At 64.9% G+C, this 22,704-nt stretch carries 26 protein-coding genes; all 26 read right to left on the bottom strand.

Annotation, left to right across the window (positions count from 1 at the left end):
- The 26 genes from nifS to amaB all read right to left on the bottom strand — a co-directional run bounded on the left by nifS (position 1) and on the right by amaB (position 22,691).
- The gene (gene nifS, locus CLM60_RS17850) at positions 1-1,200 is read right to left on the bottom strand and encodes a cysteine desulfurase NifS (RefSeq protein ID WP_095590769.1); all 1,200 of its coding nucleotides are present in this window, start codon (positions 1,198-1,200) and stop codon (positions 1-3) included.
- A gap of 11 nt (positions 1,201-1,211) precedes the next feature.
- Positions 1,212-2,255, bottom strand: coding sequence for a Fe-S cluster assembly protein NifU (gene nifU, locus CLM60_RS21430; RefSeq protein ID WP_095590441.1), 1,044 nt, complete (start codon positions 2,253-2,255; stop codon positions 1,212-1,214).
- An 11-nt stretch (positions 2,256-2,266) separates the two neighbouring features.
- Complete coding sequence (locus tag CLM60_RS17840) at positions 2,267-2,587, bottom strand: HesB/IscA family protein (protein ID WP_095590440.1); 321 nt, start codon at positions 2,585-2,587, stop codon at positions 2,267-2,269.
- 160 nt (positions 2,588-2,747) lie between these two features.
- Entirely contained in the window at positions 2,748-3,224 is a 477-nt protein-coding gene (locus CLM60_RS17835) for a tetratricopeptide repeat protein (protein WP_095590439.1), read from the bottom strand.
- Positions 3,225-3,232: 8 nt separating this feature from the next.
- Positions 3,233-3,781 carry a nitrogen fixation protein NifQ gene (locus CLM60_RS17830; RefSeq protein ID WP_095590438.1) on the bottom strand — a complete coding sequence of 183 codons (549 nt, stop codon included), beginning with the start codon at positions 3,779-3,781 and terminating at the stop codon, positions 3,233-3,235.
- Positions 3,765-4,061 (bottom strand): ferredoxin III, nif-specific, encoded by a 297-nt coding sequence (gene fdxB / locus CLM60_RS17825; protein ID WP_095590437.1) that lies wholly within the window; start codon positions 4,059-4,061, stop codon positions 3,765-3,767. The genes CLM60_RS17830 and fdxB overlap by 17 nt, the downstream gene beginning before the upstream one ends.
- Positions 4,062-4,064: 3 nt before the next feature.
- Positions 4,065-4,271 (bottom strand): CCE_0567 family metalloprotein, encoded by a 207-nt coding sequence (locus CLM60_RS17820; RefSeq protein WP_095590436.1) that lies wholly within the window; start codon positions 4,269-4,271, stop codon positions 4,065-4,067.
- Positions 4,268-4,417: a hypothetical protein gene (locus CLM60_RS21010; RefSeq protein ID WP_176473919.1), complete on the bottom strand. Its 150-nt coding sequence runs from the start codon at positions 4,415-4,417 to the stop codon at positions 4,268-4,270. Before CLM60_RS21010 ends, CLM60_RS17820 begins: the two co-directional genes overlap by 4 nt.
- Positions 4,417-4,893 (bottom strand): NifX-associated nitrogen fixation protein, encoded by a 477-nt coding sequence (locus CLM60_RS17815; protein WP_095590435.1) that lies wholly within the window; start codon positions 4,891-4,893, stop codon positions 4,417-4,419. Before CLM60_RS17815 ends, CLM60_RS21010 begins: the two co-directional genes overlap by 1 nt.
- A complete protein-coding gene (nifX, locus tag CLM60_RS17810; RefSeq protein ID WP_095590434.1) occupies positions 4,890-5,375 on the bottom strand; it encodes a nitrogen fixation protein NifX in 486 nt (161 codons plus the stop codon). Before nifX ends, CLM60_RS17815 begins: the two co-directional genes overlap by 4 nt.
- Positions 5,350-6,741 carry a nitrogenase iron-molybdenum cofactor biosynthesis protein NifN gene (gene nifN / locus CLM60_RS17805; protein WP_095590433.1) on the bottom strand — a complete coding sequence of 464 codons (1,392 nt, stop codon included), beginning with the start codon at positions 6,739-6,741 and terminating at the stop codon, positions 5,350-5,352. The genes nifX and nifN overlap by 26 nt, the downstream gene beginning before the upstream one ends.
- Before the next feature lies 1 nt (position 6,742).
- The gene (nifE, locus tag CLM60_RS17800) at positions 6,743-8,269 is read right to left on the bottom strand and encodes a nitrogenase iron-molybdenum cofactor biosynthesis protein NifE (protein ID WP_095590432.1); all 1,527 of its coding nucleotides are present in this window, start codon (positions 8,267-8,269) and stop codon (positions 6,743-6,745) included.
- 225 nt (positions 8,270-8,494) lie between these two features.
- Positions 8,495-10,039 carry a nitrogenase molybdenum-iron protein subunit beta gene (gene nifK / locus CLM60_RS17795; protein ID WP_095590431.1) on the bottom strand — a complete coding sequence of 515 codons (1,545 nt, stop codon included), beginning with the start codon at positions 10,037-10,039 and terminating at the stop codon, positions 8,495-8,497.
- Positions 10,040-10,167: 128 nt separating this feature from the next.
- Positions 10,168-11,679, bottom strand: a complete 1,512-nt coding sequence (nifD, locus tag CLM60_RS17790) for a nitrogenase molybdenum-iron protein alpha chain (protein WP_095590430.1) — start codon at positions 11,677-11,679, stop codon at positions 10,168-10,170.
- Between the two features lie 66 nt (positions 11,680-11,745).
- The gene (nifH, locus tag CLM60_RS17785) at positions 11,746-12,630 is read right to left on the bottom strand and encodes a nitrogenase iron protein (protein ID WP_095590429.1); all 885 of its coding nucleotides are present in this window, start codon (positions 12,628-12,630) and stop codon (positions 11,746-11,748) included.
- Between the two features lie 190 nt (positions 12,631-12,820).
- Positions 12,821-13,156, bottom strand: coding sequence for a hypothetical protein (locus CLM60_RS17780; RefSeq protein WP_095590768.1), 336 nt, complete (start codon positions 13,154-13,156; stop codon positions 12,821-12,823).
- A gap of 62 nt (positions 13,157-13,218) precedes the next feature.
- Positions 13,219-14,046 carry an SIR2 family NAD-dependent protein deacylase gene (locus CLM60_RS17775; protein WP_095590428.1) on the bottom strand — a complete coding sequence of 276 codons (828 nt, stop codon included), beginning with the start codon at positions 14,044-14,046 and terminating at the stop codon, positions 13,219-13,221.
- A gap of 5 nt (positions 14,047-14,051) precedes the next feature.
- The gene (gene nifT, locus CLM60_RS17770; protein WP_095590427.1) at positions 14,052-14,264 is read right to left on the bottom strand and encodes a putative nitrogen fixation protein NifT; all 213 of its coding nucleotides are present in this window, start codon (positions 14,262-14,264) and stop codon (positions 14,052-14,054) included.
- Positions 14,261-14,554, bottom strand: coding sequence for a nitrogen fixation protein NifZ (locus CLM60_RS17765; RefSeq protein ID WP_095590426.1), 294 nt, complete (start codon positions 14,552-14,554; stop codon positions 14,261-14,263). The genes nifT and CLM60_RS17765 overlap by 4 nt, the downstream gene beginning before the upstream one ends.
- The gene (locus CLM60_RS17760; protein WP_095590425.1) at positions 14,541-15,311 is read right to left on the bottom strand and encodes a 4Fe4S-binding leucine-rich repeat protein; all 771 of its coding nucleotides are present in this window, start codon (positions 15,309-15,311) and stop codon (positions 14,541-14,543) included. Before CLM60_RS17760 ends, CLM60_RS17765 begins: the two co-directional genes overlap by 14 nt.
- Positions 15,312-15,315: 4 nt before the next feature.
- Positions 15,316-15,510, bottom strand: a complete 195-nt coding sequence (locus CLM60_RS17755; protein WP_095590424.1) for a 4Fe-4S dicluster domain-containing protein — start codon at positions 15,508-15,510, stop codon at positions 15,316-15,318.
- Positions 15,511-15,543: 33 nt separating this feature from the next.
- A complete protein-coding gene (nifB, locus tag CLM60_RS17750) occupies positions 15,544-17,031 on the bottom strand; it encodes a nitrogenase cofactor biosynthesis protein NifB (RefSeq protein ID WP_095590423.1) in 1,488 nt (495 codons plus the stop codon).
- A 178-nt stretch (positions 17,032-17,209) separates the two neighbouring features.
- A complete protein-coding gene (nifA, locus tag CLM60_RS17745; RefSeq protein ID WP_095590422.1) occupies positions 17,210-18,958 on the bottom strand; it encodes a nif-specific transcriptional activator NifA in 1,749 nt (582 codons plus the stop codon).
- 267 nt (positions 18,959-19,225) lie between these two features.
- Complete coding sequence (locus CLM60_RS17740; protein ID WP_095590421.1) at positions 19,226-19,966, bottom strand: maleate cis-trans isomerase family protein; 741 nt, start codon at positions 19,964-19,966, stop codon at positions 19,226-19,228.
- Positions 19,963-21,102 (bottom strand): M24 family metallopeptidase, encoded by a 1,140-nt coding sequence (locus CLM60_RS17735; RefSeq protein WP_095590420.1) that lies wholly within the window; start codon positions 21,100-21,102, stop codon positions 19,963-19,965. The genes CLM60_RS17740 and CLM60_RS17735 overlap by 4 nt, the downstream gene beginning before the upstream one ends.
- A gap of 95 nt (positions 21,103-21,197) precedes the next feature.
- On the bottom strand, positions 21,198-22,691 hold the full coding sequence (amaB, locus tag CLM60_RS17730) for an L-piperidine-6-carboxylate dehydrogenase (RefSeq protein WP_095590767.1): 1,494 nt from the start codon (positions 22,689-22,691) through the stop codon (positions 21,198-21,200).
- Between the last annotated feature and the right edge of the window lie 13 nt (positions 22,692-22,704).

The following is a 22,704-nucleotide window of genomic DNA, read 5'->3' as shown; positions in this document are numbered from 1 at the left end:
TCAGGCGTATTCGGGGTTGAAGGCCGCGACGCCGCCTTCGGTCGACCAGAAGGGCGACATGTCGCGCAACTGATCGATGATTGCGGGCACGGCGTCGATCACGCGGTCGATCTCGGCCTCGGTCGTTTCGCGCGACAGCGAGAACCGGATCGCGCCATGGGCGGCGGTAAAGGGGATGTCCATCGCCCTGAGCACATGGCTGGGCTCCAACGAGCCCGAGGTGCAGGCCGACCCCGACGAAGCCGCAATCCCCTGCTTGTTCAGCAGCATCAGGATCGCCTCGCCCTCGATATATTCGAAGGCGATGGTCGATGTGTTGGGCAGCCGGTCGCGCGTGTCGCCGGTGATGAAGCAATGCCCGACCTTCTGGACGATGCCGTTTTCCAGCCGGTTGCGCAGCGCCTCGATCCGGGGCAGATCCTGGGCCATGGTGGCCAGCGTCATCTCGGCGGCCTTGCCCAGACCGATGATCGCAGGGGCGTTTTCGGTGCCGCCCCGGCGGCCGCGTTCCTGATGCCCGCCGCGCAGCAGCGGCCGGAACCGCGTGCCCTTGCGCAGGTAAAGCGCGCCCAAGCCCTTTGGCCCGTGCAGCTTGTGCGAGGAAAGCGACAGCATGTCGATCTCGGTCGATTTCAGGTCGATCGGCACCTTGCCCGCCGCCTGTACCGCATCGGTGTGAAACAGCGCGCCCGCGTCATGGGCCAGATCGGCCAGACCGTCGACCGGGAAGATCGTGCCGGTCTCGTTATTGGCCCACATGAAACTGACCAGGGCGGTCTTCGGCCCCAGTGCGGCGCGATAGGCGTCGATATCCAGCCGCCCCTTGCCGTCGACGGGGATGCGGTGGACGACCACGCCCTCGTGCTTTTCCAGCCAGTCGGCCAGCGACAGGATCGCCGGGTGTTCGACGGCCGAGGTGATCAGTTCGTTCCGGGCCGGATTGGCGGCCAGCGCCGAACGGATTGCGGCGTTGTTGGATTCCGTCCCGCCCGAGGTAAAGATGATCTCGTGATCATGTTCCGCGCCGATCAGCGCCTGCACCGCCCGGCGGGCCGTGCGCATGGCGCTGCCCACCTCCTCGCCGAAGGCATGGATCGACGAGGCATTGCCGAACTGTTCGGTGAAAAAGGGCAGCATTTCCTGCACCACCTCGGGGAAGACCCGCGTGGTGGCGTTGTTGTCCAGATAGATCGGGTCCATGGCGCGCTCCATCAGTTTTTCGGGGCCGGAACGACGATGAAATCGCGTTCCAGTTCGTCGCGGATCCGCTTGCGCAGCCCGCCCAGTGTCAGCGATGCGATCTGGCAGCCCGCGCAGGCGCCCGTCATCTCGACCGAGACCTTGTTGCCGTCGACATCCATCAGGATCACGTCGCCGCCATCTGCCTGAAAGATCGGGCGCATTTCCTCGATGATGCGGGCGATGGCGATGGTTTCCTGGGCGAGCGACAACCCCTTGGGCGAGGTCGCGGTTTCCGGCGCCGGTGCCGGGGGCAGCTTGGCAGCGGTGGCGGGCTTGACCCGGATCGGCTGGATGGCGATCGGTTCAGGCGCGGCGGTGGCGGGCGGGTCGGGCGGCATGTCGGGGATGACGAAGCCGGTGGTCTTTTTCTGCGGCGGGGGCGCGACGGGGGCCGCGCCGAACACGAAGGCATCCGCCGCCGCGATCACCCCTTCGGCGACCATGGCGGCATTCACGTCGGACAGAAGCTCTTCCAGCGGTTCGCGGCAGGAACTGCACCCGCCGCCCGCCTTGGTATAGAAGGTCACCATTTCCAGCGTGGTCAGCTTGTTGGTGCGGATCGCGCGTTCGATCATGCCCGCATCGACGGCAAAGCATTTACAGATCAGCGCGCCTTCCTCGTGGTCGTCCTCTTCCAGCTCTTCGCCCTTCCAGGCGGCGACGGCGGCGGTCAGCGCCTCTTGCCCCATGACCGAGCAATGCATCTTCTCGGGCGGCAAGCCGTCAAGGAATTCGGCGATGTCCTGGTTGGTCAGCGCGCGGGCCTCGTCGATGGTCTTGCCGATCACCAGCTCGGTCAGCGCCGAGGACGAGGCGATGGCCGAGCCGCAGCCGAAGGTCTGGAATTTCGCGTCCTCGATGATGTCGGTCTCGGGGTTGACCTTCAGCATCAGCTTCAGCGCATCGCCACAGGACAACGAGCCGACCTCGCCCACCGCATTGGCGTCCTCCATCGCGCCAGCATTGCGCGGGTTGAAGAAGTGGTCCTTTACCTTTTCGCTGTATTCCCACATGGCAGGCCTCCTCAGCAGAATGATTTGCCGCAACCGCAGCTTTTGGTGGCGTTGGGGTTGTTGAAGACGAAACCGGACCCTTCCAGCGACGTGACATAGTCGATCGTCGTGCCGTTCAGATGTTCCTGGCTGGCCGGGTCGATCAGGACCACAACACCATCGGCTTCGATCACGGCATCGTCGTCCTGCTGGTCCAGTTCCAGCGCCATGCCGTATTTCAAACCCGCGCAGCCGCCGTCCTGGACCATCACGCGCAGCCCGGCGACCTGCTGTCCGGCGCCGTCTATGGCCGACCGTATGGCCTGTTTCGCGGTGTCAGTGAGTTCGAGCATTTTTCTCTCCTGTCTGGAAAAGTCGCGCTTCGATGGGATCAAAGCAAAAGCCGTGCCAAGCTGGTTTTCGCTATTTATCAGTGGGTTATCGTGATTGGCGCGCCAGGGCCGTGCGACGACAGGGATGCGACAATGACGGTTTTCTGACAGTCCGCGCCGCTCAGGTGGCGGAATCGTTTAGGCGGTCGTGCAGATGCCCCAGGATCGCGGCAGCGCCGAACCGGTCGCCGGGATCGAGCGCAACACATTTCGACAGGGCGGCCCGGGCGGTGTCATGGTCGCCCAGGCGCAGGTGGCAATAGCCCCAGGCGATCAGCGCCTGCAGATACAGGCCCGGTGCGAATTCGGCTTCGGCAAAGGGCGCGTCCCCGGGCCCGACCGACCGCCAGTCGGCGGCGATGTTCAGCCGCCGCGCGGCATGCGCGATCAGCGCGGCGCAATGGGGCAACGCGTCGTCATAGCGGTGGTTGTAGAAATAGAACCGATAGGCCCCCAGCCGCACATCGAAATCCTGGGGCGCAAGGCGCAGCGCCTGTTGCAGCGCGGCTTCGGACCGGGCGGGATCGCTGCGGGCGCGGGCGGCCCCGCCCCGAAGCAGGTCCAATGCGGCGGCGGTATCGTCGTCGGGTGATGTCATCCGCGCCCCTAGTCGTCGGCGAAACAATCGGCGCGTTCTTTGCAATCGTCGCAGGTGGGCGACAGGCACAGCGCGAAATCACTGTCCGAACAGATCTGGCGATAAAAGAATTTCTTCCAGCGCATGTTCTGGTGGTTGGCGGCATAGATCCGGGGGAAATGCCGGGCGATCAGGTCGCCCAGCGCGGCCCGGCTGGGCAGGCCCATATCCTGCCACAGGTGGCGCCGTTCCAGCGCGCGGCGTCCGATCATGGCCGCCAGCCAGTGGCTTTCCGGCGCCCGCCCACCGCCGCGCCACAGCAACAGCAGTGCGATCGCATCCTGATCGGCGGGGCGCTGCGGATCGGGCGCGTCAAGATCGGGCAGGTGCAGATCGGGAAACCAGGTATCGGCCAGCTCGGCCAGTTGGGCGGGCATCACCCCCAGCCGTTCCGGCAGGCTGCCCAGACCGGCCTCGCGCTCTTCCAGCGCCAGCGACAGGATACAGGCGAAATCGGACCGGATCAGGGTGCGCAGCAGCGTCGGTTTGACCTGGGTCGCCTCAATCAAGCGGTGCATGGGTCTGGCAATCGCTGGGACAGACCCGGTTGCAGGCGCCGCATCCGATGCAATTGTCGGGGTTCGTCATCACCATCACCCGCCGTTCGATGTCGTCCTCGTATTCCTCGTCATCCAGTTCGACCACCATATCCTCGTCGGTGATCCCCTTCAGCGTCATGACATCCCGGCCACAGACCTTGTAGCAGCGCCCGCAGCCGATGCATTTCTTGTCGTCGATCGCCATCAGGAATTCCGGCGTGTATTCCGCCCCGCCCCGGTTATAGGCCACCATGGGCATGGCTCAGACCTCCTCGGCTTTCCGGGCGGCCTTCAGCGCCTTGCGCGCGTCGGCCAGTTCGCGGAACACCTCGAAGGTTTCCTGGGCCACGTCGGGGATCTTTTCCCAGTCGGTCGGCAATTCCTCGGACAGGTCATGCAGGTTCATCTTGGCCGTGGTCGACCGCATCGACAGTTTCTTGACCCTGGCTTGCAGCTCTTCGATGCTCATGTCGGTTTCCTTTCGGGTTTGACGCGCGCGCTGCGCAGCCGGCGGCTGGCGGCGGTGCGTCCGGTGGACGGTTTCAGCTTGACTGGCGGCAGCGGCTTGCGCGGCGCCGCGCCGGGGCGGGAAAAGGGCAGGACGATCTGGATCATTACGCGCGGGCCGCATCGGGGAAGCGTTCGATGACCTCGACCGCCTGCGCCACGATCTTCTCGCCGCCCTGGGCCAGCTTGTCCCAGGTGGTGAAGCCGAACCGGTGCACGTCGCGCAGGTGCTTTGACACCACGACCAGCTTGCCCGCGATCAGGACGATCCGGCCGAACCCCTCGTGGCTCATCTTCTGCATCTGGCTGGCCATGCAGCCGGTTTCCTTTTCGATCATCAGCCCGACCGCGTCATAGAACTTGCCGATCCGCCACATCACGTCGGGATCGGGATCGCCGATGATCGGGATCTCGCGGCGTTCGTCGGCGGTGACGATGAATTCGGCCATGATGTCGGCATCGGTCTTGTCGTCCCAGGTGCCATAGCTGTCTTCGGCGCGGATCACCGCGGCCAGCTGTTTCAGGAACGGGCTTTCGGTCATCTCGCCGCCACGGGGGGCGGCGATGTCGGCTGCGTCACTCATTGGGCGTATCCTTCGGTTTCGTAATCGTCCATGAAGCTGGGCTTGTCGGCGCGGCCCAGGATCTTGCGCAGGAAGGGGGGCGGCGTGCCCTTCAGCATGGTCTGGACCTGATCCAGAACCGCCGGGATCGGCTCGGCCTGCTTGCGCTTGATCGGGTGCACCCCGGCCTTGACCACCTTGGCGGCGGACGGGCCGCCGATGGCCAGCGCGAACAGCAGCGCGCAGCCGCTCAGGGCCGCGACCTTGGGGGTGATCTTGTCGTCGATATCGTCGTGTTTGCCCGACTGGGTCGTCACATCGTCGAACCCAACCGCCTGGATGAACTGCACGCCCGTGGTCGTGACATCGTAGATCGCGAATTTCTTCGCCGACCCGAAATGCGCGTTCAGGTTTTCCAGATCGTTGGTGGCGATGGCCACGCGCAGCGGCCTTTCGGCCGGATCGGGGGCGTTGGTATCAATGAGACGCAGGGTGCGGGTCATGCTCGAACTCCTCGGGAATTGGGGCGGCGCCGAAATCTTCGGGACGCGCGCGGTGGTGCCGGGCCTGGACGATATTCGCGACCTCGTAGAGGAACGCGCGCGTGCCGCGATAGCCGACGCGGCAGATGTCCTGGGCGCCCAGACGGTCGAAAATCGGAAAGCCCGCGCGCAACAGCGGCAGCTGCAGCCGCTGCGCCGCGTGGCGGCCATGGGCATGGGTGATCAGCATCTGCGCGCCGGATTGGCCCGCGTGCCGTTCCAGATCGCCCAGATCGCCGATCAGCACCGTGTCCGCCGGCACCCGTTCGGCCACGGGATTGGCGGTGGTGGTGCTGACGGCGGTGACGATCTGCGCGCCCATGCCGCTCAGGCAGTTTGACAGCGCAAACAGGAGATCGGGATCGGCGCCCATCGCGACCTTCAGCCCGCCGATATGGAAATGCGCGTCCAGCGCGGCGTCGATCAGGCGCGACCGGTCGCGTTTGACAGATGGCGGCGCGTCGGGCTGCCCCGACACCCCCATCAGCGTGCGCACCAGCGCATCCACAGGTTTCAGGCCGGTGACCGACTGGAACACGCGATAGGGAACAAAGGCCCTGTCTTCGATCAACTTGGCCGCGCCGCGCATGCTTTCGCCGATGGCCAGGGTAAAGGCGCTTTCGGTCATCCTGGCGACATCGGCGCGGGTCGTCCCCCCCAGAGAGGTCCCCGACCAGTTGTCGGACATATGCCCGTCCAACGAGGTCGAGATATCCGGCAGCACGATGGGCGATAGCCCGAAGGCACGGATCAGGCGCACGATCTCTTCGATCTCGACCGGGGTCAGGTACGATCCGCACAGCAGGTTCACCTGGCGCGGTTCGGTCTTGCGAAAGACCGGGTCGATATCGGGCAGCAGCGCGGCGACGATCGCCTCGACCGCCTTGGCCCAGCCGTCCTCCATCCCGCCGCTGAAATCGGGGGTCGAGGCATAGACGATCGCGGTATCGGCGAAATCGCTGCGCCGGGCGACGATGTCCTTCAGCTCGCCCACCACATCCTCGCCCCGGGTTTCGGTCAGCGCGGTCGAGGCGATGCCGATGAAGCGCGGGTTGGATTTCTTGCGCAGGTTTTCGATGGCCTCTTCGATCTGGTCGGCCCCGCCCAGGATCGTCGAAACCTCGTTCATCGCCGTGGTCTGCAGCGGCACGGCTTCCTTGAAATGGCGCACCAGATGGACCATCGCAAAGGCGGTGCACCCTTGCGAGCCGTGAAACAGCGGCACCGCCCCGTCCATACCCAAATAGGCCAGCGCGGCCCCCAGCGGGGCCGAGGATTTCAGCGGGTTCGTCGACAATGCGCGTTTGGGGTGGGTGATGCGGGCCATCTCAGCAATCCTCGAAATCGGTGTCCGAGGACGGGCCGAACGCCGCATCCGCGACGGGGATGGTCACCCCCGGCGTGCTGGCATTGGTGACCGGACAGGTCCCGCGCAGCGGCGGGACATAAGCGCCCTGACTGGCGACCGGTTCGTCCCACGGGGCCGGGCCGCGCAGGTCGGCCCACATCGGATTGTTCACCGCCCGGTCGATGGCGCGGACCAGATCGACCATCCCCATGTAACCGGCATAGGGTTCGTGTTTTTCCTGGTTCACGTCGACCCAGGGCATCTTGGCCTTCAGCGCCACGAACTGGCTGCGCCCGCCCGACATCAGCACATCGGCCTTTGCCTCTTTCAGCAGGCGGTACATGTCCTTGGGCGCCATGTTGTCGAACATGTGCTTGTCATCGCCCATGATGTCCTTGACGCGGTCCTTGTCGCCCTCGGTGGCCTTGCGGACCGAGGTGCCGATCACCTCCATCCCCAGTTCCTGAAGCGCGGCGACGACGGACCAGCTTTTGTGGCCGCCGGTATAAAGCAGCACCTTCTTGCCCGCGACGCGGGGGCGGAACTGTTCCAGCTGGGCCCAGATATTGGCTTCTTCCTCGGCGATCAGCGCCTCGCAGCGATCCATCAGCTCGGGCGCGGCGCCGCGCTCGATCATGATGCGGCACATCTGGCGCAGGCTGTCCGACGTGTCCGAGATGCCGTAGAAAGACCCCTCGAAATAGGGGATCCCGTAATTTTCTTCCAGCTTGCGGGCCACGTTGATCAGCGCCTTGGAACAGACCATCATCGTCACCCGGGCGCGGTGCATCATCGCGACCTGTTTATAGCGCGCGTCCGCCGACAGTGATCCCAGGATGCGGATGCCCAGCCGGTCCAGCAGCGGCTTGACCTGCCACAGCTCGCCCGACAGGTTGTAATCGCCGACGAAGTTCAGGTCATAGGGCGTGCATTCCGCGGGCTCCACCGTGCCGATCACGTGATCCAGCATCGCCTCGCCCGCCAGCTTGTTGCCCAGGTTCTTGGACCCGACATAGCCCGGCGCATTGACCGGGATGCAGGGCACGCCGAAGGTCTGGGTCGCGGCCTTGCAGACGGCGTCGATGTCATCGCCGATCAGCGCCGGCACACAGGTGGCATAGACGAAGACGGCGGGGGGATTTTCGGCCTCGATCACCTCGCGGATCGACCGGAACAGCTTCTTTTCGCCATGGCCCATGACGATATCCAGCTCGGTCAGGTCGGTGGTGAACCCGGTGCGATAGCGTTCCGACCCCGACGAGGCCGCGCCGCGATTGTCCCAGCCATTGCCCTCGCAGGCCAGCGGCGCGTGGACCAGATGGGCGACATCGACAATGGGTTGCAGCACGATCTTGGCCCCGTCAAAGGCACAGCCGCCCGCCGCCGCGCCGGGGGTCAGCGGCTTGGCGCAGCCCTTCTTGCGCTGCTGCTCGGTCTTGTTCACGTTGTGCCCGCAGGCGGGTTCGTTGAACACATCGTTGATCTTGCTTTTCAGCGCATCGGACATCTGGCTCTCCACCGCTTTCTGCCCTTTCTCAAGCATCAACCGTGCCAAGTGGCGGATCGGCCGTTGTGGGCGGCAAAGTGCGATTTTCGTGCGCGATTGTCGGTGATGCGACACGACATTGCGGCGCGCTGTCTGGACTGGCCCTCATCAACAAAAAAGGACCGGCCGCACGGAGCGGCCGGTCAGGTGCGTCTTGCCAGCTTGGGGGTGGCAGTCGCGGAGAGATCAGCGTGTCAGGTCGAACGAATAATCGGTGACCCCCGGTTCGATCGTGTCCAGGTCGAACTTGTCGAAGATCATGTCCAGAACCTTGACCAGCACCGTCAGCGTCCCCTGATAGAACATCGTCGGGAAGCGGTGGTGATGGTGCCGGTCGAAGATCGGAAAGGCCAGACGCAGCAGCGGCGTGCCGGTGTCGCGCTCCAGATACTTGCCATAGGAATTGCCGATCAGCATATCCACCGGCTCGGTGTTCAGGAACGAGCGCATGTGCCACAGATCCTTGCCGGCCCAGACCTGACATTCCTTGCCGAAGGGCGAGCTGTCGAACAGTTCCTGCATCTGCTTGGCCCAGGCCTTGGAGCCGTTGGTGGCCAGACAGTGGCGCGGCTCGCCCCCGGTTTCCAGGATGAACGCGGCCATGGCATAGACGAAATCCGGATCGCCATAGATCGCATAGGTCTTGCCATGCAGGTGTGCCTGGCTGTCGGCCATCGCGTCGATCAGGCGGCCGCGTTCCAGGCGCAGGCTTTCGGGGATCTCCTTGCCCGTCAGTTCCGACAGTTTCATCAGGAATGCGTCGGTGCCCTTGACGCCCATGGGATAGTGGAAGGACGCGGTTTCCTGGCCCTTTTCCTTGCAATAGGCCAGCGTCTTGGGCGTGCAGAACTCCTGAAGGCTCAGCGTCGCCTTGGCGTTCTTGGCCGCGGGCATGTCGGCCAGGCTGGTGCCGCCCGAATACATCCGGAATTCGCCATCTGACGGGGTGTCATAGACATCCGATACGTCCGACAGGATGGTGTAACCGGTGATCTGCATCTCGGCCAGAATGCGCTTCAGCTCGCGCACATTGCCGACCGCGAACCCGTCGAAGCCGGGGATGATGTTGATGCTGTCGGTTTCGGTGCGCGCGTCGGTCTTGTTCCAGAAATGGCTGATGATGCCTTTCTGCATGTTGTCATAGCCATCGATATGGCTGCCGACGAAAGCGGGCGTGTGGGCGAAGGGCACATCGAAATCCTCGGCGACCGAGCCCTTTTCCTTGGCCTGCAGGATGAACGAATTCAGGTCGTCGCCGATCACCTCGGCCATGCAGGTGGTTGAAACGGCGATCATGTCGGGGTCGTAAAGCGCCTTGGTGTTGGCCAGGCCGTCCACCATGTTGACCAGACCGCCGAACACCGCCGCGTCTTCGGTCATGGACGAGGACACGCAGGAACTGGGTTCCTTGAAATGGCGCGACAGGTGCGACCGGTAATAGGCCACGCAGCCTTGCGAGCCATGCACGAAGCTCATGGTCTTTTCGTAGCCCGCGCCAGCAAAGACCGCGCCCAGCGGCTGGCAGGCCTTGGCGGGGTTGATCGTCGCGGCCTCGCGGGCCAGGTTCTTTTCCCGGTATTCCCAGGATTTGGTCCAGTCGCCGATCTCCTGGACCAGTTCGTCCGGGTGACCGCATTCATATTTGACCTTCTTGTTTTCCAGCATCTCCTGGTATTCCGGTTCGCGGAACAGAGGAGCATGGTCGAGCACTTTGTCAGCCGATTGAGGCATAGTCTTGATCCTTCTATGGGCCGTCCGCATTCCGAGACGCGCCTTGTCTGAAGATTTGGGCCGCGGGGAGGGCGGGACACCTCCCCGCGGTGGTTGCGGTGCGCGCGGGCTGCGCGCACCGGCGGGGATCATTCGGCGGCGATGGCCGCGGGCTGGGTCCAGGGGGCGTCGTACATGCCCCAGACGGGGTTGTTGATCGCCAGGTCCATGTCGCGGGCAAAGATCGCGTAGCCGTCATAGCCGTGATAGGGGCCGGAATAGTCCCAGCTGTGCATCTGGCGGAACGGGATGCCCATCTTCTGCACCGGGTACTTTTCCTTGATGCCCGAGCCGACCAGATCGGGGCGGATGCCCTCGATGAACTTCTCCAGCTCGTATCCGGTCACGTCGTCATAGATCAGCGTGCCGTCCTTGACGTAATGGCCGGTCCGTTTGTAGTCGTCGCCATGCCCGAACTCATAGCCGGTGCCGACCACCTTCATGCCCAGGTCGTCATAGGCGGTGACCACGTGGCGCGGACGCAGCCCGCCCACGTACAGCATCACCGACTTGCCCTCTAGGCGGGGGCGATACTTGGCGTTCACCTGATCCACCAGCGGCTGGTACTTGGCGATGACCTTTTCGGCGCCTTCCTTGATCTTGTCGTCGAATTTCTCGGCGATGGCGCGCAGCGACGCCGCGATCTGGGTCGGGCCGAAGAAGTTGTATTCCATCCAGCCGATATCGTACTTCTCTTCCATGTAGCGGCAGATGTAATTCATCGACCGATAGCAGTGGATCAGGTTCAGCCGCGCCTTGGGCGCGCGCTCCATCTCGGCCAGGGTCGCGTCGCCGGACCAGTTGCCGACCACGTTCAGGCCCATCTCTTCCAGCAGGATGCGCGAGGCCCATGCGTCGCCGCCGATGTTATAGTCGCCGATGACATTCACGTCATAGGGGCCGGGCTCGTAATCCTTGGCCGCGCCGCCATCGCCCTTTTCATAGACCCAGTCGCGGACCGCGTCGTTGGCGATGTGGTGGCCCAGCGATTGCGACACCCCGCGGAACCCTTCGCAGCGAACCGGAACCATCGTCTTGTCGTGTTCCTTGTTCTTCTGCTTGGCGACCGCTTCGATGTCGTCCCCGATCAGGCCAATGGGGCATTCCGACTGGATCGTGGTGCCATTCGACAGCGGGAACAGCTCTTCCAGCTCGTCGATCATCTTGGCCAGCTTCTTGTCGCCGCCGAACACGATGTCCTTTTCCTGGAAATCGGTGGTGAACTGCATCGTCACGAAGCTGTCGACGCCGGTCTTGCCGATGTAGTAATTGCGGCGCTGCGACCAGCTGTATTGTCCGCAGCCCACGGGGCCGTGGCTGATGTGGATCATGTCCTTGACCGGCCCCCAGACCACGCCCTTGGACCCTGCATAGGCACAGCCGCGCACGGTCATCACACCGGGGATCGACTTGATGTTCGACTTGGTCGTGTCGCATTTCGATGCGATGCCGGTCGCGGGATCGGGCTCGGCTTCGGGATCGGGCGCCGACACCTGCAGGTGCTTGGCGCGCTTCTTCTTGGCTTTGGCGGGATAGGCTTCCAGCACCTGTTCGATCAGGGCTTCATAGTCTTCCGGGCCGTCTGCGTGATCTTTGGCCATTCTTTTGGCTCCTCTCACTGCGGGTTTGGGAAAAAGGGCCGGTCGCACCCGGCCCCCTGGGGGTGCTCAGCCGGCCTGCGCTTCCGAGGCGGCGATGGCGGCCAGACGCTCTTCTTCCGACTGCATGATGCCGAATTCCATCAGCATCTCTTCCAGCTCGTCCATCGTGACCGGGGTCGGGATCACGCCCTTGCCGGAATTCTCGTGGATCTTCTTGGCCAGCTGGCGGTATTCGTCGGCCTGCTGGCTGTCGGGGGCGTATTGCAGAACGGTCTGGCGGCGCAGTTCGGCGTGTTGCACGATGTTGTCGCGCGGCACGAAATGGATCAGCTTCGAACCCAGCTTTGCGGCCATCGCCTCGGCCAGTTCCAGCTCCTTGTCGGTCTGGCGTTCGTTGCAGATCAGCCCGCCCAGGCGCACTCCGCCCGAGTTGGCGTATTTCAGAATGCCCTTCGAGATGTTGTTGGCCGCATAAAGCGCCATCATCTCGCCCGACATGACGATATAGATTTCCTGCGCCTTGTTCTCGCGGATGGGCATCGCGAACCCGCCGCAGACCACGTCGCCCAGAACGTCATAGGACACATAGTCCACATCGTCATAGGCGCCGTTTTCCTCAAGGAAGTTGATCGAGGTGATGACACCGCGACCGGCGCAGCCAACGCCCGGCTCGGGGCCGCCGGATTCCACGCATTTGATGTCCTGATAGCCGACTTTCAGCACGTCCTCGAGCTCCAGATCCTCGACCGATCCCATCTCGGCGGCCAGGTGCAGGACCGTGTCCTGGGCCTTGGAGTTCAGGATCAGCCGGGTGGAGTCCGCTTTCGGGTCGCAGCCAACGATCAGGATTTTCTGCCCCATCTCGACAAGTGCCGCGAGGGTGTTCTGTGAGGTGGTCGATTTGCCGATGCCACCCTTGCCGTAAAAGGCGATCTGCCGGAGTTCGCTCATGGTAAGGTCCTTTTGCAGGTCAGTTTCATCCATCAAAGGGCGATCCTCCGCCCTGCCGGGTTAGAAGCAGCAAGCGTGCCAAGCCCGGTTTCGTGTGAAACTGTTGTTTTTCAGGTGGTTGCCGGGGTTTCGCCGGATCGGTCCAATGTGCTGAACGCAACATTTCCCCGACATTCGCGCGGCCGGCCGGTCAGGGCCTGTCGGCCGGGGCGGGCGGGGTCTTGTCCGGCAGGACGCGGGCATCGCGCAGGGCGGCCTTGAACGCCTTCATCACCGGGCGCGAGATGCGGGTTTCGGCCAGAACGCGCGCCTCATAGATCTGACGGCGCGGCATGTCGCGATCCGCCCGCGCCCGGTCGATCAGGCGGTGACTGTCCGCGCCCAGGCGCGCGCCGGACCTGTCACGCAACAGCTCATAGACGCCGGTCATGATCCGCGCCTCGGGCGGGGGCATCCGGCATTTGCCGTCCAGGATCTTCAGCATGACCGCGATCGCGCAATCCACCTGTTCAGGGCCCAACGCCATAAGAAAAGCCCGCTGCGCCGACGGGAGCGCAACGGGCCGTTCGGGGTGCGGCGGGGCGGGCATCAGACCGTGGCGGCCAGCGCGTCCGTGATGGCCGATACCGGCAGGTCCAGCCGGGTGATGTTCAGCTCGTCCAGGAATTTCCGTTCCATCCGGGTCAGCTCGCCCTCGATCACCGCGACATGCTGGCCGCCCGACCGCTTGGCGATCTGGCGCGCGAAGATGCGCAGCATCTGGTCGTCGAACCGGCAGCCCAGGAACAGAAAGCCGCGGTCGGTGCGGCGGGTGCGGACCTCGTCCGGGATCGGGGTCTGGATGTCGATCTCTGTCAGGACCTCGACATAGTCGCTGTCCGACATCAGAAAACTCGACCCCTTGCGCGCCATGCCGTGCGGTTTGTAGACCAGCGTTTCCCAGCCGCTGTCGGGGCCTTCGGCGCGTTCGGTCCCGTCGGGGGCATAGGTTCGGGTCCAGATCTCGATCCATTCGCCATTGCGGCTGACGCCCTGAACCCAGCCCCAGCCGGATTGCCCGTCAAGCGCCGCCAGCATCCCGTCGTCATACCAGGTGTCGACGATCATCGGCGGGCGCATGGCCGCCAGCGCCTTGTGCACCGCGTTCGCCTGTCCCAGCCCGGGGGCAAAGGCGCGGTGCATGATGTCGTCCAGCGTGGCGCGAAACTTGCGGCTTTCGACATATTGCGCAGCGGACCACAGGTTGCCGGTGGACCGTTTCGGCACCCGCACCTCGGCCTCGATCCGCGCGCACAGCGCCTCGGGCGAGGCTGGAACCGCATCGCTCAACCCGGCGATGCCGGGCCCGAGATAGGGGATCATCCGGCCTGCGGCGACGGCATCCAATGCGGCGTTCAGCTTGTCCATATCGCTCATCTTCGTCACTCCGCATCCGCCAGGCGCCGGGCATCGACGGTGATCGGCATCTTGGGCGGCTCGGGAAAGGCGGGCATTTCCAGCATCCAGCCATTCGACAGCCGCGCCCAGCCGCCCCACAGGCCCGGCTTTTCGGTTTCGACCACCATCTCTTCCAGGTCTTTCTTGGGCACATAGACCTCGGTGCCCTTGGGGGTCTTGCGAACCATGATCTTCATGATGTCTTCTCCTTTTCGGTGGCCGGTTCGGCGAGGCTGGTCAATTCGCGGGCGCGCATGCCGACGATCGAACCGCGCTCGATGAAGTCGACGGCATAGATGTAGAATTGCTGTAGAAACGTGCCGATATCGCGGACGTATCCAACATCGCCCTTGCGCACGACGACCTCGCCGATCTCCTTGCCGAACATGGTGCCGTCATTCTTGACGTTCTTCTTCGAAACCACCTTGTCCCCCGGCAGAAAGACAGGCGGGCTATAGACCTCGATCTCGCGGTCATCGGTCGACATGGGGTGTCTCCTGTGTGGGGGCGGCTAGCCGTTCGGCCGCGGTTTCGCGGATCAGCGCCTCGGGGTCGTGCAGCAGGGTTTCCAGCACCGGGCGGGGCGCGCGTTCGGCCACCGCGTGGCGCACCCGAATATCGGGATCGGCGGCAAACCCGTGCAGCCGTTCGGGCGCGATGCGATGGGCGGCGTCGCGCCGCACCAGCGGATCGGGATCGGTGATGAACGCGGTCAGCCAGTCGGGGCGGATGCGGCGCACGATCACGCGGCGGATCTCGGGGTCTGCGTCGCCCAGCAGGGCGGGCAGGGTGCCGGGTTCGGCCCGCCGCACCGCGATCTGACGGACGTAATTGTCGGGATCGGACAGCATCGGCAGCAGTTCGTCCGATGGCAGGCGATGGGCCACCGCGATCCGCACTCGGCGGTCGGGATCCTTGATCCGCCGTCGCGCGTGGCTGACCGGCAGGCGCAGCACCGCCATCGCCCGCACCCCGGCATCGGGATCATTCAGCAGCGGCGGCAGGCGGAACAGCGTGGCCACCCGCGCCGCGTTGATGCGGGTTTCGAAATAGGGCATGCGTAGACAATCGTCGGCCAGTTCCGGGTTCAGCACGAAGAACCGTTCGATCCGCTTGGCATAGCGGTCATGCACACAGGCCCATCGCAAGCCGCAGCGCCCCAGGTCCAGGCGCGCCCGGAACCGGCACCGTGCGCAATCCAGCGCGGTGCCCTGCCAGTCGACGGGGGCGGGACCCTCGGGCATCGGCTCAGGCCGGAACGCAGGTTTCGGGCACCGGGCAGACCGCCACGCATTGCGGCGTGTCATAGTGGCCCTTGCATTCGGTGCACAGGTCGGGATCGATGACATAGGTGTCATCGGCGAAGGTGATCGCGGCGTTGGGGCATTCGAATTCGCACGCTCCGCACACGGTGCAGTTTTCAACGACGATCTTCAGGGCCATCGGGGCTTCCTTTCCTGACAAGCGCCTTGGGGATCAGGCGATTTCGGCTTCGGTTGCAGGCTGGCCCATCCGCGCGCGATAGACCGCCGAGACCGCCGTTTCGATATAGTCATAGGCATAGTCCTGGATCGCCTCGATCCCGGCGGCGGCCAGATCCTCGCGCGGGCAATCGCCGATCTTGGCGCACAGGATCGTGTCAATCCCCTCCAGCGTCTTGATCACCAGCTCCAGCTTGTCCTCTTCGCCATAGCCGCCGACGCAGTAATTGTCGCAGCGCCGGTGGGTGACGAAGCGCACGCCCTGGGCGTCGACCTCGAAAATCTGGAATTCGGTCGCATGGCCGAAATGCTGGTTGATCCGGCCGCCGCCCTTGGTGGCCACGGCAATCAGCATCGCATCGGCGTCGCTGGTGACTGCCGCGGCGGTTTCGGTCCTGGCCTCCTGCGCGGCAGCGCGGCGTTCGCCACGTTCCTCGGCCACCCATTCGCGATAGGCCTCGCGCTTGCTGGGATCGTATGTGACCTGCTCGGGCACCTGATCCATGGTGAATTCCTGGCCGCGATCCTCGCCCAGCAGGCCGACCGCGTCGGCGCGGCACTGGCGGCAATGCTTCATCAGGTTGGCCCCACCGGCACAGGCGTCCTGCAGTTCCTTCAGCTCGGCTGCGGTCGGGCCACGCTGGCCGTTCAGGCCGAAGACGGTGCCATGCGCGGGGTCCGAGATCAGCGGCATGATGTTGTGCAGGAACGCGCCGCGCTTCTTGACCTCTTTGTTGACCTCCAGCAGGTGTTTGTCGTTGATGCCGGGGATCATCACCGAATTGACCTTCACCAGGATGCCGCGTTCGGACAGCATGTCCAGGCTTTGCATCTGCCGTTCATGCAGGATCTGGCTGGCTTCCAGCCCTTCGATCCGGCGGTGGTCATAGAAGATCCAGGGATAAATCTTCGTCCCGATCTCGGGGTCGATCATGTTGATTGTCAGGGTGACGTGATCGATGTTCATATCCATCAACTCGTCCACGTGGTCAGGCAGGGCCAGGCCGTTGGTGGACAGGCACAGCTTGATGTCGGGCAGATCCTGCACCACCTGCTGGAATGTCGCCTTGGTCTTGCGCCAGTCATAGGCGCTGTCGCCGGGGCCGGCGATGCCCAGCACCGACAGCTGGGGGATCTCGTTGGCAACGGCGATCACCTTGCGGGCCGCGCCATCGGGGGTCAGTCGTTCCGACACGACGCCGGGGCGGCTTTCATTGGCACAGTCGTATTTGCGGTTGCAGTAGTTGCATTGAATGTTACACGCCGGCGCCACGGCCACGTGCATGCGGGCGAAGTAGTGATGCGCCTCTTCGGAATAGCAGGGGTGATCCTTGACCTTTTCCCAGACCTCGGGCGCCATGTCGGCGGGGCCGTCCGATGTGCCGCAGGCCGAACTTTCGCAGCCGGAACTTTCCATGGCCTTGCTGAGGGCGTCGCGGCTTGTCACCTGCAGACCGCCAAGCGAGATAACATTCTCTGTCATGCGCTGTTCCTTTCTGACTACGCGTGTTCCTGAAAGGATCAAAGCAAGGGGCGTGCCAAGATATTATCACGTGAAATCAGGGGGATAATATTTGCGCGCCCGTTGCGGGGCCGACAAAGCCGTCGCGAAACCGACATCGACAATTACAGAAAATGGGAAAGGGGCCGGGGGGGGCGGATCAGATCTTCTTGATCTCGATATTGTGCTTTTTCAGCGCATAGCCGATCTGGCGCGGCGTCAGGCCCAGAAGCCGGGCCGCCTTGGCCTGAACCCACCCGGCCTGTTCCATGGCCTGGATCAGTTCGTCACGTTCGGTATTGGTGGATTTACGCGGCTGCACCGGCGCGCGCGGCGTCGTGGCGCGCGGGTTGGGGGTGTTGGGCGTGGCGGGAAAGACGACCTCGCCCGCCGACAGGCTTTCGATGGGGGTCATCGAGTTGTTCTGCATCCGCCACAGCAGGGCCGACAGGCAAGTGCCCTGGGTGCAGGCCATGTCCTGTTCCCGGATCACATCGCCCTCGCACAGCGCGGCGCTGCGGTTGACGCAGTTTTCCAGCTCGCGCACGTTGCCGGGGAACCGGCAGCCCACAAGCGTGTCCAGCGCGTCATGCGACAGCCCGATCGAGGTGCCGTTTTCCTGGTTGAAACGGGTCAGGAAGGTCTGGGCAAGCTCCGGGATATCCTCGGGCCGTTCGCGCAGCGGCGGCAGCTGGATCGGCACGACGCAGATCCGGAAATACAGGTCGGCGCGGAATTTGCCCTGCGCGACATCGGCTTCCAGATCGCGGTTGGTCGCGGTCACAAGGCGGACATCGACCTTCAGCGTCTTGGTGCCGCCCACGCGTTCGAACTCGCCCTCTTGCAGGACCCGCAGCAGCTTTGTCTGGAACTCGGGGTTGATCTCGCCGATCTCGTCCAGGAACAGCGTGCCGCCATCGGCCAGTTCGAACCGGCCCTTGCGCTGGGTCGTGGCGCCGGTGAACGAGCCCTTTTCATGCCCGAACAGCTCTGTCTCCAGCAGGGTTTCGCTCAACGCGGCGCAGTTCACCTTGACGAAGGGCTTGTCGGCGCGGTCGCTCAGCTGGTGGATGGCGCGCGCAAACAGCTCTTTGCCGGTGCCGCTTTCGCCACGCAGCAGAACCTGGGCCGATGTCTTGGCCACCTTGCGGATGCGTTTGATCACCGACAGGATCACCGGGCTTTCGCCGACAATCCCCTGTTCGGGCGCCAGCGGCTCGACGGGCTCGTGAACCTCCTGCGCGGCCTTCAGCGCATTGCCGGCCTCGCGGAACAGCCGTTCGCGGTCGCGTGCGACGGCGCGGCGGAACCGCAGCGACTGTTCCAGCACCGAGGCGATCATCGACATGACCCGCAGATCGTTGGCGACCTCGCGCGCGGGGTCATCGACAAAGGGGCGATAGACGGTCAGCACCCCCACGACCAGCGGCAGATGCGGCTCGGCGCGCACGGGTACGGCGATCAGCGCGTGCTTGCCCGGGTCGACTCGCGGCGGCAGCGCATCGCGGCCGAACTCCCCGACGATATCAAGCGACACCAGCGGCACACCGGTCAGCATCACCATCTCGACCGCGCGGTTCGGGCGCGGCGTCTTGCGCGACAGGTTCTCAGCCGTGCCGTGTTCGGTGGCGGCCAGGATGAACGGGTTCTGCCCGGGCCGCGCCCCACGCCGGGTATCGGGTTCCGAGATCAGCGCAAGCGATCCGTGCTCCAGCCCCATGAAGGACGACAGCACGGAAAACACCCCCGGCATCGCGGCAACGGGATCGACCGCGCCGGTCAGGATCTTCGAGATTTCGAACAGCGTCTCAAGCGACGAGATTTCGGTTTCCCGCGTCGCACTGTGATCGCTGGGCCGGCGGGAGGCCGAGGAAATGACACGAATTGGCTCTGCAACGTCGAAGTGCATGGCTTAATGGCCTTTCAAGGAAATGCCTGATCTGGCAACGCGGACCGATCGGAATCGGTCTGGCTGGACCCCTTACACCGTTTCCATGGTGGAAACCCCGGTGGCGGATTGTCCAGTCTCGCGTGCGCAGCATCCGCCCGCAGATCGCAATTGCATCGTTTTTATCCCGATTGCGCGCGGACTGTGCGCATTACGGTCGCAATTTCTGCCTTTGTTGGCTGGGGCGCGTGGCGCCTGGCGAGCGAATCCACCCGCTCACGGCCGCCCTTATTGTCGGAACAGCCGTCTCGGGCCAAGGCCGGGCAGCGGCAACCCGGCATGAACGGCCATGTGCCAGGCCAGCACCTGATTGCTGCTCAGCACCGGCAGGTTCAGCCGGTCTTCCAGATCGTCGATCACGTCCAGCGTGCGCAGATTGGTGCAGGACAGGAACAGCGCGTCGATGCCCGGCGTCCGGGCCGCCAGCAGCGCCGCGTCGCGGATCGATGCGGCGTCGATCCGGGCGACGCGGGCCTCGGTCTCTTCGCCGAAGGATACGGTTTCGCGCACGTTGATCCCGCCGGCCTCGAACGCGCGGCGCATGGGCGCGGCCACCGTGTCGATATAGGGCGAGACGATGGCGATGCTGCGCGCTTGCAGGCTGTTCAGCGCGGCCAGCGCGGCGGTCAACGGGTCGGTGACGGCGCGGGTCCGGGCATTGTCGGCGACCAGCGCATGCACGGCCGCCGCCCCGATCATCGTCGCGCCCGAGGTGCAGGCATAGCCGATCACGTCGAAGCTGGCCGATGGCGGCAACAGTGATACCGCACGCGGCAGGTCGGTTTTCATCTGGGTCAGTGTTTCGGGCGTCACCGCCGCGCCCGAGGGGATGCGCGTGAAATGCAGCGCGGTATCCGGGTAGGGAAACAGCCGGCGGATGTCCTGTTCGACCGTTTCATCCGATTGCAGCACCACAAGGCCCAACGTCGCGCCGGTGGGTGTGGCCAGGCGATAGGGCGCGCGGATCATGTGTCGATCTCGGGCAGGGTGTCGAGCGTGCGTTGCGACAGCAGTTCCGGCCCGGTGTCGCGCAGGGCGATGTTTTCCTCATGCACCATGATCTTGCCCTTCTCGATTTCCACGCCCGGTTCCAGCGTCAGCACCATCCCCGTCCGCAGCACCGTGTTATCCTTTGCCGACAGCGAGGGCCATTCCGTCAGCGTCAGGCCCAGACCGTGCCCCAGCCGCCCGTCCAGTGGCGTGGCGTCCCGGGCAATCAGCGCATCCCACAGGATCGCGTGCAGATCGCGCAAGGCACGCTCGGTCGCGGCAAACAGTGCCGCATGGGCGCGTTTGGCGGCATCGCTGGCGGCGCCGATGGCAAAGTTGCGGTCGAAATCGCAGAAATACCCGTCGCGCACCGCGCCGGTGTCCAGCATCAGCACATCGCCGCGCGCCAGTGGCCGCGCATCGGCGGGTGAGATCACATCGCCATAACCGCCGGGGCCCGCGCCGCCGGCGACATAGCTGACCCAATCGGCGCCTTCCTGCAGCAGCGCGATCTGAAAATCGCGGAACACCCGGTCGAGCGGTCGGCCGACCCCGGCAAATTCCGGCACGCGGGCAAAGGCCCGGTCCGCCACGGCGCAGGTCGCGCGGATCTTGGCGATCTCGGCTTCGGACTTGATCTCGCGCACGCGCTGCACCAATGCGGTCGCATCCACGAACCGGCGCGGGGCCAGCAGGTCGCGCAGGCGGTGGTAATCGGCCAGCGGCATCCGCAGGTGGGTTTCCAGACCCATCGGGATGCCGATCTGCCCGCCTTCGGGGACCAGCGTTGCCAGCGTATCGGTCAGCAGCCCGACGCCGTCATCCTGCGGGTCGGGCGCGGGCCAGGTGCGGATATCGCTGATCCAGGTGCGTCCCATCAGCTCAGCGCCGATGGCCGGGATCACGGCGACCGGATCGCCCTGGGCGGGCACCACGATGAACCAGGGCCGCGCGGGGCTTTCCCAGAACCGGGTCAGGAAACCGGTCACGTAAAACACATCCGCCGGTGTGGTCAGCAGCAGCGCGTCGATCCCGGCCCGATGCAGTCCCGATTGCAGCCGCGCGACACGGGCGGCGTATTCGGTGGCGGGAAAGATCGCCGGGCTGTCGGGCATCGGGTCGTCCTGTTGGTGCTGCGCCAGCTTAGCCGCACCGGGCCGCCCCACGGCAACAGGAATATGCCCCGACGCTGCGCCGGGGCAGATCACGCCTAGATGTCGAACACCACGTCCTGCGCCAGCGGCAATTCGGCTGAGTAATTGATCGTGTTGGTCTGGCGCCGCATGTAGCCCTTCCACGCGTCCGAGCCGCTTTCGCGCCCGCCGCCGGTTTCCTTCTCGCCGCCGAACGCCCCGCCGATTTCGGCCCCCGACGGCCCGATATTGACGTTGGCGATCCCGCAATCCGAGCCAGCGGCGGACAGGAACACCTCGGCCTCGCGCAGGTTCAGGGTGAAGATGCAGGATGACAGCCCCTGCGGCACGTCGTTTTGCAGCGCGATGGCCGCGTTCAGATCGTCATAGCCCATGACATACAGGATCGGCGCAAAGGTTTCGGTGCGCACGATCTCGGTCTGCGCGGGCATCTCGACGATCGCGGGCCGGACATAGGCACCGCCGATCCCGCAATCGGCCGCGCCGCCGCCATGCACCGTGCCGCCCTGCGCCGTGGCATCGGACAGGGCCGCTGCCATGCGGTCGGCGCTGGCCTGGTCGATCAGCGGCCCGATCAGCGTGGCGGCGTCGCGCGGATCGCCGATGGGCAGGCTGGCATAGGCCGCCGTCAGCCGCGCCACCAGATCGTCCTTGATCGAATGATGCGCGATCACCCGGCGGAGCGAGGTGCAGCGCTGCCCGGCAGTGCCCACCGCCGAAAAGACGATGGCGCGCACGGCCATTTCCAGATCGGCCGAGGGGGCCACGATCATCGCATTGTTGCCGCCCAGTTCCAGGATCGGGCGGCCCCAGCGCGCGGCGACCTGCGGCCCCACCTGGCCGCCCATCCGGGTCGATCCCGTCGCGCTGAGGATCGGGATATCGGTCGAGGCGACCAGCGCCGCGCCGATCTCGGGCCCGCCGATGACCAGCTGCACCAGACCGTCGGGCGCGTCGCCGAACCGGGCCAGCGCGCGGTCCAGGATTTTCATGCAGGCCATGGCGGTCAGCGGGGTTTTTTCCGACGGTTTCCAGATCACCGGATCGCCGCAGACCAGCGCCAGCGCGGTGTTCCACGACCATACCGCGACGGGGAAGTTGAACGCGGTGATCACGCCACAGGGCCCCATCGGGTGCCAGGTTTCCATCATCCGGTGACCGGGCCGTTCCGAGGCGATGGTCAGCCCGTAAAGCTGCCGCGACTGGCCGACGGCAAAGTCGCAGATGTCGATCATCTCCTGCACCTCGCCCAGGCCTTCGGACAGGATCTTGCCGGCTTCCAGCGTTACGACGGCGGCCAGTTCCTCCTTGGATGCGCGCAGCTCCTCGCCCAGCAGGCGGACCAACTCGCCCCGGCGCGGGGCGGGCACGCTGCGCCAGGCTTTGAACGCCGCCTGCGCGCGGGCGATAATGTCGGGCATCTGCTCGGGCCCGGTTTCGTGCACATGCGCCACCACGGCCCCGTCAATCGGTGACTGCACCGCCAGCGTGCCGCCCTGCAATTCCGCCTCGGTCAGTCCGGCGGCTTTCAAAACATCTGCATGGGTCATCTTCGGCTCCTGT

The sequence above is a fragment of the Actibacterium ureilyticum genome, from assembly GCF_002285435.1.
Lineage (GTDB): Bacteria > Pseudomonadota > Alphaproteobacteria > Rhodobacterales > Rhodobacteraceae > Actibacterium_C > Actibacterium_C ureilyticum.
The sequence above is the reverse complement of the archived record's forward strand: the minus strand, read 5'-3'. Positions and strand labels throughout refer to the sequence as shown.

Bases quoted from the DNA above. Each gene is read 5' to 3' on its own strand.
- nifS (WP_095590769.1), bottom strand. From the start codon at position 1,200: ATGGACCCGATCTATCTGGACAACAACGCCACCACGCGGGTCTTCCCC.
- nifU (WP_095590441.1), bottom strand. From the start codon at position 2,255: ATGTGGGAATACAGCGAAAAGGTAAAGGACCACTTCTTCAACCCGCGC.
- CLM60_RS17840 (WP_095590440.1), bottom strand. From the start codon at position 2,587: ATGCTCGAACTCACTGACACCGCGAAACAGGCCATACGGTCGGCCATA.
- CLM60_RS17835 (WP_095590439.1), bottom strand. From the start codon at position 3,224: ATGACATCACCCGACGACGATACCGCCGCCGCATTGGACCTGCTTCGG.
- CLM60_RS17830 (WP_095590438.1), bottom strand. From the start codon at position 3,781: ATGCACCGCTTGATTGAGGCGACCCAGGTCAAACCGACGCTGCTGCGC.
- fdxB (WP_095590437.1), bottom strand. From the start codon at position 4,061: ATGCCCATGGTGGCCTATAACCGGGGCGGGGCGGAATACACGCCGGAA.
- CLM60_RS17820 (WP_095590436.1), bottom strand. From the start codon at position 4,271: ATGAGCATCGAAGAGCTGCAAGCCAGGGTCAAGAAACTGTCGATGCGG.
- CLM60_RS21010 (WP_176473919.1), bottom strand. From the start codon at position 4,417: ATGATCCAGATCGTCCTGCCCTTTTCCCGCCCCGGCGCGGCGCCGCGC.
- CLM60_RS17815 (WP_095590435.1), bottom strand. From the start codon at position 4,893: ATGAGTGACGCAGCCGACATCGCCGCCCCCCGTGGCGGCGAGATGACC.
- nifX (WP_095590434.1), bottom strand. From the start codon at position 5,375: ATGACCCGCACCCTGCGTCTCATTGATACCAACGCCCCCGATCCGGCC.
- nifN (WP_095590433.1), bottom strand. From the start codon at position 6,741: ATGGCCCGCATCACCCACCCCAAACGCGCATTGTCGACGAACCCGCTG.
- nifE (WP_095590432.1), bottom strand. From the start codon at position 8,269: ATGTCCGATGCGCTGAAAAGCAAGATCAACGATGTGTTCAACGAACCC.
- nifK (WP_095590431.1), bottom strand. From the start codon at position 10,039: ATGCCTCAATCGGCTGACAAAGTGCTCGACCATGCTCCTCTGTTCCGC.
- nifD (WP_095590430.1), bottom strand. From the start codon at position 11,679: ATGGCCAAAGATCACGCAGACGGCCCGGAAGACTATGAAGCCCTGATC.
- nifH (WP_095590429.1), bottom strand. From the start codon at position 12,630: ATGAGCGAACTCCGGCAGATCGCCTTTTACGGCAAGGGTGGCATCGGC.
- CLM60_RS17780 (WP_095590768.1), bottom strand. From the start codon at position 13,156: ATGGCGTTGGGCCCTGAACAGGTGGATTGCGCGATCGCGGTCATGCTG.
- CLM60_RS17775 (WP_095590428.1), bottom strand. From the start codon at position 14,046: ATGAGCGATATGGACAAGCTGAACGCCGCATTGGATGCCGTCGCCGCA.
- nifT (WP_095590427.1), bottom strand. From the start codon at position 14,264: ATGAAGATCATGGTTCGCAAGACCCCCAAGGGCACCGAGGTCTATGTG.
- CLM60_RS17765 (WP_095590426.1), bottom strand. From the start codon at position 14,554: ATGTCGACCGATGACCGCGAGATCGAGGTCTATAGCCCGCCTGTCTTT.
- CLM60_RS17760 (WP_095590425.1), bottom strand. From the start codon at position 15,311: ATGCCCGAGGGTCCCGCCCCCGTCGACTGGCAGGGCACCGCGCTGGAT.
- CLM60_RS17755 (WP_095590424.1), bottom strand. From the start codon at position 15,510: ATGGCCCTGAAGATCGTCGTTGAAAACTGCACCGTGTGCGGAGCGTGC.
- nifB (WP_095590423.1), bottom strand. From the start codon at position 17,031: ATGACAGAGAATGTTATCTCGCTTGGCGGTCTGCAGGTGACAAGCCGC.
- nifA (WP_095590422.1), bottom strand. From the start codon at position 18,958: ATGCACTTCGACGTTGCAGAGCCAATTCGTGTCATTTCCTCGGCCTCC.
- CLM60_RS17740 (WP_095590421.1), bottom strand. From the start codon at position 19,966: ATGATCCGCGCGCCCTATCGCCTGGCCACACCCACCGGCGCGACGTTG.
- CLM60_RS17735 (WP_095590420.1), bottom strand. From the start codon at position 21,102: ATGCCCGACAGCCCGGCGATCTTTCCCGCCACCGAATACGCCGCCCGT.
- amaB (WP_095590767.1), bottom strand. From the start codon at position 22,691: ATGACCCATGCAGATGTTTTGAAAGCCGCCGGACTGACCGAGGCGGAA.